The following is a 7,561-nucleotide window of genomic DNA, read 5'->3' on the forward strand; positions in this document are numbered from 1 at the left end:
GGCAGGTATGTATTCTCAATGATTAATGTAAACAACGTGACGCTTCGTTACGGCAAAAGAGCGCTTTTCGAAGACGTCAATATTAAATTTACGCCGGGCAACTGCTACGGTTTGATCGGCGCGAACGGCGCAGGGAAATCTACTTTTCTAAAAATCCTTTCCGGCGAAATCGAGCCGAACACAGGCGAAGTCAGCATTACCCCCGGCGAAAGAATGGCGGTTTTGAAACAAAATCATTATGAGTTTGACGAAGTTGAAGTACTGAAAACAGTCGTCATGGGCCACGCCCGCTTGTATAAAATTATGGAAGAGAAGGATGCGATCTATGCGAAAGCAGACTTCTCTGAAGAAGACGGCATGAGAGCGGCTGAACTGGAAGGCGAGTTCCAGGACTTGGACGGTTGGCAAGCAGAATCCGATGCGGCTGAACTCTTGATCGGTCTTGGTATTCCCACTTCTTTGCATGATACGAAAATGAAAGATCTAGACGGTAACGAAAAGGTTCGCGTATTGCTGGCACAAGCGTTGTTCGGTAATCCGAATATCCTGCTCCTCGATGAGCCTACCAACCATTTGAACTTGGAATCGATCCGTTGGTTGGAAAACTTTTTGGCACGTTTTGAAGGCACGGTTATCGTAGTATCCCATGATCGCTACTTCTTGAACCAAGTATGTACGCATATCGCTGACATCGATTTTGGTAAAATCCAAATGTACGTCGGTAACTATGACTTCTGGTATGAGTCCAGTCAACTGGCGCTTCGTCTTGCCCGGGATGCGAACAAAAAGACCGAAGAGAAACGTAAAGAGCTGGAAGCGTTCATCGCACGATTCAGCGCGAATGCATCCAAGTCGAAACAAGCGACTTCCCGTAAAAAGCAGCTCGAAAAGCTTACCCTTGAAGACATTAAGCCATCGAGCCGCAAATATCCGTTCATCAACTTTAAATCCGAGCGAGAAGCCGGTAAGCAACTGCTCGCTGTTGAAGGTCTATCAAAAACAATCGATGGCGTGAAAGTCCTGAACAACCTCACTTTCACCATCAATAAAGGAGATAAAGTCGCTTTTGTCGGCCCAGACGGTATCGCAAAAACGACGCTGTTCAAAATCATTATGGGCGAGCTGGAAGCGGACTCAGGCAGCTACACTTGGGGTGTGACGACTTCACAGGCATATTTCCCGAAAGATAGCCAAGAATACTTCAACGTGGATATGAACTTGGTCGATTGGCTGCGTCAGTATTCCAAAGATCAGGATGAATCCTTCCTGCGCGGCTTCTTAGGCCGTATGCTGTTCTCCGGTGAAGAGGCTCTGAAAAAAGCAAATGTCCTTTCCGGAGGCGAAAAAGTACGCTGTATGTTCTCTAAAATGATGCTAAGCGGATCCAACGTGCTTATCCTCGATGAGCCGACTAACCACTTGGACTTGGAGTCCATTACCGCGCTGAACAACGGTCTGGTCGATTTTGACGGTACAATTCTGTTCGTCTCCCATGACCATCAGTTCATTCAAACGATCGCTAACCGCGTAATGGAGATTACGCCAAACGGTCTCATCGACAAGATGATTACTTACGACGAGTACCTGGATAGCGATGATGTGAAAAAACAGCGCGAAACGCTTTACGCGTAAGCTTTCAAGCGCGAAATTGCCTAGGGGTGTTCGTACCTAAGTTGCAAGCATGAACGAAAAAAGCGCCCTGATCTCAAGTTCATCAGGGTGCTCTTTTCGTCTTTTTCTAACTGCCGCCGGTACGACGGCGTTGGTTGTTTACTTTTTTTGTCATTTGGCTTCTAGCCGTTTGATTTCCCGGTCCACCGTGTTTAGGGTTCGCTTTTTGAGCGGCTTGGTCCGCTTTCTTTTGAGCGAGTTTCTGCTTAATCGCATCAGCTAAGCTTACTTTTTTCGGACCTTCTTGCTCCGGGAGATGATCTTGAGGCTTGTCTGACATCGTATTGTAACACCTTCTTTTTACGTGATATGCTTTTAGTATAATCGAATCAAAGGAAAGATGAAAGAAGGTGTGCCTGTGTTTGATCCGACCATATATGAGAATGTGAAGGTCGTGCTCGAAGGTGCTGTGTATGACCTGGATCTGGCTGGAGAAATTCTGGTTACCCGGCGTGCGGATCTGATCGATCTATCATCGATGTCACGGACGTATGCCATTGAGTTCACCAAAAAAACGTATCGGCCCAGCAAAGCAGAAATAAACCTGCATGTGCATCTGAGTGATCTGGCCGCGGAGATTTTGGAAAATCCAGCCGCCTCGCCTGGCTGTACGCTGGAAGTAATGCTATTCACCAAGGTCAATCAACCGGAATTGGAATGTCCAGTCATCGAGAAGCAGCTGCGAATGATTTGGAATCATCGTCCGCAAATAACACAACAGCTTTCTTTTACTTTTGACGCGAAGTCTCCAAGCTGCTATAACAATCAAATTACATTGTCGTTTGGCCGCAAAATCGACGAAAGCCATATTGATGATTTTCCGAAGTTGATTGATTGCGCGGTTGATAGCTTAACGTGGTTAGATGAGCGGGGAGGCTAATATGCAGGAGCTGTCGAAGCAAGAACTTCTGGACAGATTAAACCTGGAAAACTCCGAATCATTTGCGGTATTTTTGTACACGCCGTTTTGTGGAACATGTAAGGTGACCGAGCGCATGCTGGACATCATTCTAACGATGCAGCCAACTTTACCGCTATTCAAGAGTAATATTAATTTCATGCCGAACCTTGCCCGTGCGTGGCAAATTACGAGTGTACCGTGTATAGTCATCATAGAGCGCGAGAAAGACATGCAATTCATTTACCGGATGCAATCAGTGGATGAACTTTACCGCCAATTGCTGACGCTAATACAAAACTAATATTTGCAAATCGGAGGTTCGATACAATGAGCAATGGATCATTTCAAGCAGGAGATTACGTTATAGCCGAGTATAAAACTGGGGTTTATTATGGGGAAGTGGTGGAAGTTGCCAATTCAATGAAAGCGGCCGTCCGTATTTTGGCTGTGAAAGAGCACCCGACGCAAGGGGATTTGCATAATCCGATGGATCCTTCAGTTGCCTTCTTTCATCAACGCCGTGCCCTTTCCTTTCAGGAGATTGCACTAATGCCTATATCGACCATCCGTCCTTTTGCCGGAGTTGTGCCTGATTATCAAGAATCTCTGAAGAGAGCGCTCTTGGCGCAAATTAGTAAGCTGTCGGACATGGAAGCATGGGCCCGACGCTCTCTGCAGGAGCTTGAACTTCTTGGACAAGAATATTTTCCTGTCAAAAATTAAGAAACCTCAAGGTACAGCTTAGTGCCGTCGTTATATTTAAAAATCGCTACATCGCCAATGATCTCAATTAATGAGATCATTTTTAATTTCTTGCGAAATTCAAAATGAAGCTCAAGTTCCTTCAGTTTTCTCATCAGCAGATCCATCTGGGAATGCTTATGTGTATAATTTAGCACGGGAATCGTTTTATTAATGAATTTGATGGATATTGCTTGCATGTTCATCCCTCCTTCGAATATATAGACTCGCTTATGATTCTTGCTTTTAGGATACATTTCAAATGTTAGATATGTTTGTGGGTGGCTATTAAAAAAGTATAAGTGTTATCAATGTATTCCATTGATTTTGTCCGCATTCTGCAAGAACGGACGATGAGGGTTATGTAAGGAACAGCCCTCAAAGGGGCTGATTCCATGGTCCTTGTTGACTAGGATCTTCTGCAACGAAACAGAACGATTGCAATAATAAGAGCATAAGGGATACGAAGAATGACAAAGCGGCCTATTACAGGGTTGAAAACTCTTAGTCTAAGAAAAGTACGATGTGCGCTGAGCAAACAACCTGTGAATGTGCCGACTACGGTTCTGACGACGACGATGCGACCCACATGTCTTCTGGCTAATCGACGAATTGATTCTACATTCGTATGTGATACCTTCTTAGTCGATTTCAGTGTGCGTTCCACTGACGTTCACCTCCTTGAGCTAAGATAATTTAATATATGTAACTAGCAAAGAAGCGGTTTGGACAAGGAACATGGAACAATCGCTTATTTTAACTAGATCCCGAGATAACATCATCGATTCCCTGTTGCGGGGAAGGAACCCCAGACTTATAATAAGTAAGGATTGAATATTAACAGGCTGTGGGGGTATTTTAGATGACGGCACATAATCCGGTTCGGATTGGAATTATTGGTTCCGGTAACATTGGAAATGTACATATGGAAGTGTTAAAAAAAGTTCCGGAAGCGCAAATCGCGGCGGTAACGGATGTTTATTTGCCTTTAGCAGAAGCAAGGGCCAAAGAGTATAACATTGAAAAAGTTTACGCGAGTACGGAAAAGCTGCTAGCGGACGATTCCATAGATGCAGTAGTCATAGCGGTATCAAATGAATGGCATGCGCCTATCGCCGTGCAAGCTCTCGAAGCCGGAAAGCACGTTATGCTCGAAAAGCCAATGGCGATAAACTTGGAATCGGCGAAGCAAATTGTGGAAGCCGAGCGTAGAGCAGGCAAAGTACTGATGATTCCGCACCAACTGCGCTGGGAATCCCTATCGATGCAGGTTAAACAGCAGGTAGAAAAAGGCGCTCTCGGGCATATTTATCATGCCAAAGCAGGTTGGGTAAGGCGTAAAGGCATTCCCGGATGGGGTACTTGGTTTACGCAAATGGATAAATCCGGCGGTGGCCCGCTTATTGATCTGGGCGTTCATATGCTGGACTTGTCGCTTTATTTGATGGGCAACCCTAAGCCGGTATCCGTCTATGGAGCAACATATGCCGAGTTCGGTCCAAGGAAAAAAGGGATTGGCTCCTGGGGAACCCCGAACTGGAACGGTCATTATGATGTAGAAGATTTAGCGACGGCGCTGATTAAGCTGGATAACGGTGCTACATTATCGCTTGATGTAAGCTGGGCAGCGTTAGTAGATACCGATAATCAACCTTTTGTTCAGCTTCTCGGCTCCGAGGGGGGAGCTTCCATCCGCGGTACGAAGGGCAAACTGCTCGCCGAATTATTTGATCGCGAAGCTGACGTCGAGTTAAGCATTCCTGATCGAGACGAAGGGCCGCGTATCCGCATGGCAAATCATTTCCTGTCTTGCATTCGCGATGGGGCGCAGCCGATTACTTCGGTCATGACGGGGTATACAAACAATTTGATCTTGGACGCGATTTACCGTTCATCGCAAACTGGACGAGAAGTGCAACTGAACTGGGACATATAGAGACAGGGGCTGCAGCAAGTGAACTGGGAGTTGTTTAGTATTATCGGAACGATCGCTTTCGCGGTGAGTGGAGCTATTGTTGCCATGGAAGAGGAATATGATATTCTAGGGGTCTATGTATTAGGTCTTGTTACTGCTTTCGGCGGTGGCGTTATTCGTAATTTGCTAATCGGTAAGCCAATCGTCCTGCTCTGGGAGCAAGGTATGAACTTCCAAATCGCGTTGTTTGCCATGACGCTTGTGTTTTTCTTGCCCGTTCGCTATATCCGGTTATGGAAAACGTGGGAAGCCTTTTTTGATGCGATCGGATTGGCTGCGTTCTCGATTCAAGGGGCGCTGTATGCGACCAATATGGGCCACCCGCTAAGCGCAATTATCGTGGCCGCTGTTCTGACGGGCATTGGCGGAGGCATGATACGGGATGTTTTGGCAGGGCGCAAGCCTCTTGTACTCAAAGATGAAATTTATGCGGTCTGGGGTATGCTTGCCGGAGCGTTGGTTGGTCTGGGCTGGGCACAGGGAACGTGGCAGTTGGCGGTTCTTTTTGTCCTTATTATCGTGTTAAGAATGTTGTCCGTTGTGAATAAATGGAAGCTCCCTAAACGCTCTTTGAGGAATGTAGTTTCCAATCATGCGTTGGCGGAGAACTCGAAGCGTAGAGCCGATATGTAACACGAGAGGGGGATTACAGTTGCTGGAAGAATCCTTACAACAGCAGCAAAAAATTGCTTCTGAGACACTGGAGTCTCGAATCATATCCGTCAAGGAGTTGCGACAGACGGAATTGGAGATGTACGAAGTAGCCAAAGACCAGGAAACTGGCGAGCACTACCTCCATTATGCCTATATGCATCGGGACTTTACGAATACAGGGGAACCGGAAACTTTTCACCATTTGCTGCCAATCGATAGCGATGATGTGCTTGGCCTTGTGTTCGGTGAGCAGGCTTTCGAGTACCCGGCGAACTGGAACAAACCGTTTTTACGAAATGGGCCAGAGGGCTTCTATATTTGGTTTGATCCGGCTCATGAAGATGAGCATTTTAAAGATGAAGCGATTGCAGCTGATATTATGCAGAAATTGCGTATGTTTCGGGAAAATGGCGCTGTCAATCCGGAATCGATCCGTAAGCTGCTTGATGAGTTGGACAAATCCCGTAATAAAGAAGATTAATTTCGTTGATGAATAGGTTTCCTCCCCCTAGCACATGATAGCAACGAACTTAAATAGAGGGAGGATTCATGATGACAAACCGATTTTCCGCTGAGGACGCTGACCGACTTAACTTCCACGATGTTACGGAAGACATAGTGAAAAAAGTGCCGGCAACTACTGACGTTGATGAAGCTGTTGAAGCAATCACCGCACATATTAATAAATATGATCTTCCCGAAGAAGAAGAAAACAAATAGTATGACCTTAGCTCTTCATCCGTGCGGATGAAGGCTTTTTCTAATTCCATTTGGGAAGAGATACAAGTTGATGTTGAGCATAAGATCATGCTATATTATCGTTCCTGCCTCGGATACGAGCAGTGAAAAAGAAACAGTGAGATCGATATGGTTAAAGATACCACTTGATGTTGAGAATGAGAATGTGGTACATTATCATTCCTGTTTCGGAAACGAACAGTAAGAAGAAACTTCGAGATTGATGGTGAAAAATACCACTTGATATTGAGAACGAAAATGTGGTACATTATTATTCCTGTCTCGGAAACGAGCAAACATTGTTCTTTGAAAACTGAACAACGAGTGAAGAAGCACGGTCGAGAAATCGACCGCAATTAAGAGATTGCAAAATCTCGTAGAAATAACTTGATCGATGAAGATTCATGGATGTACGACCGCGTTTAAGCGGAAGTTATTTATGCCAATCGAGTAGTCGATTCGAGATGATTCACATTTCAATGTGGTCAGCTTTGAAATTGAGCTATTCAGCTTTCAAATAAGGCTTTATAGGGATCTTTGATCGTAGATCAAAGTCTCACCTTTACCTTTTTGGAGAGTTTGATCCTGGCTCAGGACGAACGCTGGCGGCGTGCCTAATACATGCAAGTCGAGCGGTCCCTTCGGGGATAGCGGCGGACGGGTGAGTAACACGTAGGCAACCTGCCTGTAAGATCGGGATAACTATCGGAAACGATAGCTAAGACCGGATAGCTGGTTTTCTCGCATGAGAGAATCATGAAACACGGGGCAACCTGTGGCTTACAGATGGGCCTGCGGCGCATTAGCTAGTTGGTGAGGTAACGGCTCACCAAGGCGACGATGCGTAGCCGACCTGAGAGGGTGAACGGCCACACTGGGAC

Annotated in this window: 11 protein-coding genes and 1 rRNA gene; 9 read left to right on the forward strand and 3 right to left on the reverse strand. The window is 45.8% G+C overall.

The features are described from left to right. Window positions 1-18: 18 nt before the first annotated feature. The gene (locus ICC18_RS04510; RefSeq protein WP_188173152.1) at window positions 19-1,632 is read left to right on the forward strand and encodes an ABC-F family ATP-binding cassette domain-containing protein; all 1,614 of its coding nucleotides are present in this window, start codon (window positions 19-21) and stop codon (window positions 1,630-1,632) included. Window positions 1,633-1,738: 106 nt separating this feature from the next. Here the strand turns inward: ICC18_RS04510 and ICC18_RS04515 are convergent, their stop codons facing one another. Continuing rightward, window positions 1,739-1,951, reverse strand: coding sequence for a hypothetical protein (locus ICC18_RS04515; protein WP_188173153.1), 213 nt, complete (start codon window positions 1,949-1,951; stop codon window positions 1,739-1,741). Between the two features lie 78 nt (window positions 1,952-2,029). On the opposite strand from ICC18_RS04515, the gene ICC18_RS04520 reads away from it, so the two are divergent. Genes ICC18_RS04520 through kapB form a run of 3 tightly spaced genes read left to right on the forward strand, consistent with a single transcriptional unit; the run spans window position 2,030 to window position 3,295 of the window. Continuing rightward, window positions 2,030-2,551 (forward strand): hypothetical protein, encoded by a 522-nt coding sequence (locus ICC18_RS04520; RefSeq protein WP_188173154.1) that lies wholly within the window; start codon window positions 2,030-2,032, stop codon window positions 2,549-2,551. Window position 2,552: 1 nt separating this feature from the next. Continuing rightward, window positions 2,553-2,873 carry a thioredoxin family protein gene (locus ICC18_RS04525; protein ID WP_188173155.1) on the forward strand — a complete coding sequence of 107 codons (321 nt, stop codon included), beginning with the start codon at window positions 2,553-2,555 and terminating at the stop codon, window positions 2,871-2,873. Between the two features lie 26 nt (window positions 2,874-2,899). After that, window positions 2,900-3,295, forward strand: a complete 396-nt coding sequence (kapB, locus tag ICC18_RS04530) for a kinase-associated lipoprotein KapB (RefSeq protein WP_188173156.1) — start codon at window positions 2,900-2,902, stop codon at window positions 3,293-3,295. Here the strand turns inward: kapB and ICC18_RS04535 are convergent. After that, window positions 3,292-3,513, reverse strand: coding sequence for a hypothetical protein (locus tag ICC18_RS04535; protein WP_188173157.1), 222 nt, complete (start codon window positions 3,511-3,513; stop codon window positions 3,292-3,294). The genes kapB and ICC18_RS04535 overlap by 4 nt on opposite strands. Before the next feature lie 209 nt (window positions 3,514-3,722). Then, window positions 3,723-3,980, reverse strand: a complete 258-nt coding sequence (locus ICC18_RS04540) for a hypothetical protein (protein WP_188173158.1) — start codon at window positions 3,978-3,980, stop codon at window positions 3,723-3,725. Between the two features lie 195 nt (window positions 3,981-4,175). Here ICC18_RS04540 and ICC18_RS04545 point away from each other — a divergent pair, with 195 nt between their 5' ends. From ICC18_RS04545 to ICC18_RS04565, 5 genes are all read left to right on the forward strand, one after another. Continuing rightward, the gene (locus tag ICC18_RS04545) at window positions 4,176-5,249 is read left to right on the forward strand and encodes a Gfo/Idh/MocA family protein (protein WP_188173159.1); all 1,074 of its coding nucleotides are present in this window, start codon (window positions 4,176-4,178) and stop codon (window positions 5,247-5,249) included. A gap of 18 nt (window positions 5,250-5,267) precedes the next feature. Next, window positions 5,268-5,921 (forward strand): trimeric intracellular cation channel family protein, encoded by a 654-nt coding sequence (locus tag ICC18_RS04550; RefSeq protein WP_188173160.1) that lies wholly within the window; start codon window positions 5,268-5,270, stop codon window positions 5,919-5,921. Window positions 5,922-5,940: 19 nt separating this feature from the next. Then, entirely contained in the window at window positions 5,941-6,423 is a 483-nt protein-coding gene (locus tag ICC18_RS04555; protein ID WP_188173161.1) for a hypothetical protein, read from the forward strand. 68 nt (window positions 6,424-6,491) lie between these two features. Then, window positions 6,492-6,662 (forward strand): hypothetical protein, encoded by a 171-nt coding sequence (locus tag ICC18_RS04560; RefSeq protein WP_188173162.1) that lies wholly within the window; start codon window positions 6,492-6,494, stop codon window positions 6,660-6,662. Window positions 6,663-7,247: 585 nt separating this feature from the next. Beyond that, window positions 7,248-7,561: ribosomal RNA gene (locus ICC18_RS04565) — 16S ribosomal RNA — on the forward strand; the annotation flags it as partial.

This window comes from Paenibacillus sedimenti (assembly GCF_014534655.1).
GTDB lineage: Bacteria > Bacillota > Bacilli > Paenibacillales > NBRC-103111 > Paenibacillus_E > Paenibacillus_E sedimenti.

Coding starts and splice junctions, on each gene's coding strand:
- ICC18_RS04560 (WP_188173162.1), top strand. CDS start 6,492: ATGATGACAAACCGATTTTCCGCTGAGGACGCTGACCGACTTAACTTC.
- ICC18_RS04515 (WP_188173153.1), bottom strand. CDS start 1,951: ATGTCAGACAAGCCTCAAGATCATCTCCCGGAGCAAGAAGGTCCGAAA.
- ICC18_RS04545 (WP_188173159.1), top strand. CDS start 4,176: ATGACGGCACATAATCCGGTTCGGATTGGAATTATTGGTTCCGGTAAC.
- kapB (WP_188173156.1), top strand. CDS start 2,900: ATGAGCAATGGATCATTTCAAGCAGGAGATTACGTTATAGCCGAGTAT.
- ICC18_RS04510 (WP_188173152.1), top strand. CDS start 19: ATGATTAATGTAAACAACGTGACGCTTCGTTACGGCAAAAGAGCGCTT.
- ICC18_RS04525 (WP_188173155.1), top strand. CDS start 2,553: ATGCAGGAGCTGTCGAAGCAAGAACTTCTGGACAGATTAAACCTGGAA.
- ICC18_RS04535 (WP_188173157.1), bottom strand. CDS start 3,513: ATGCAAGCAATATCCATCAAATTCATTAATAAAACGATTCCCGTGCTA.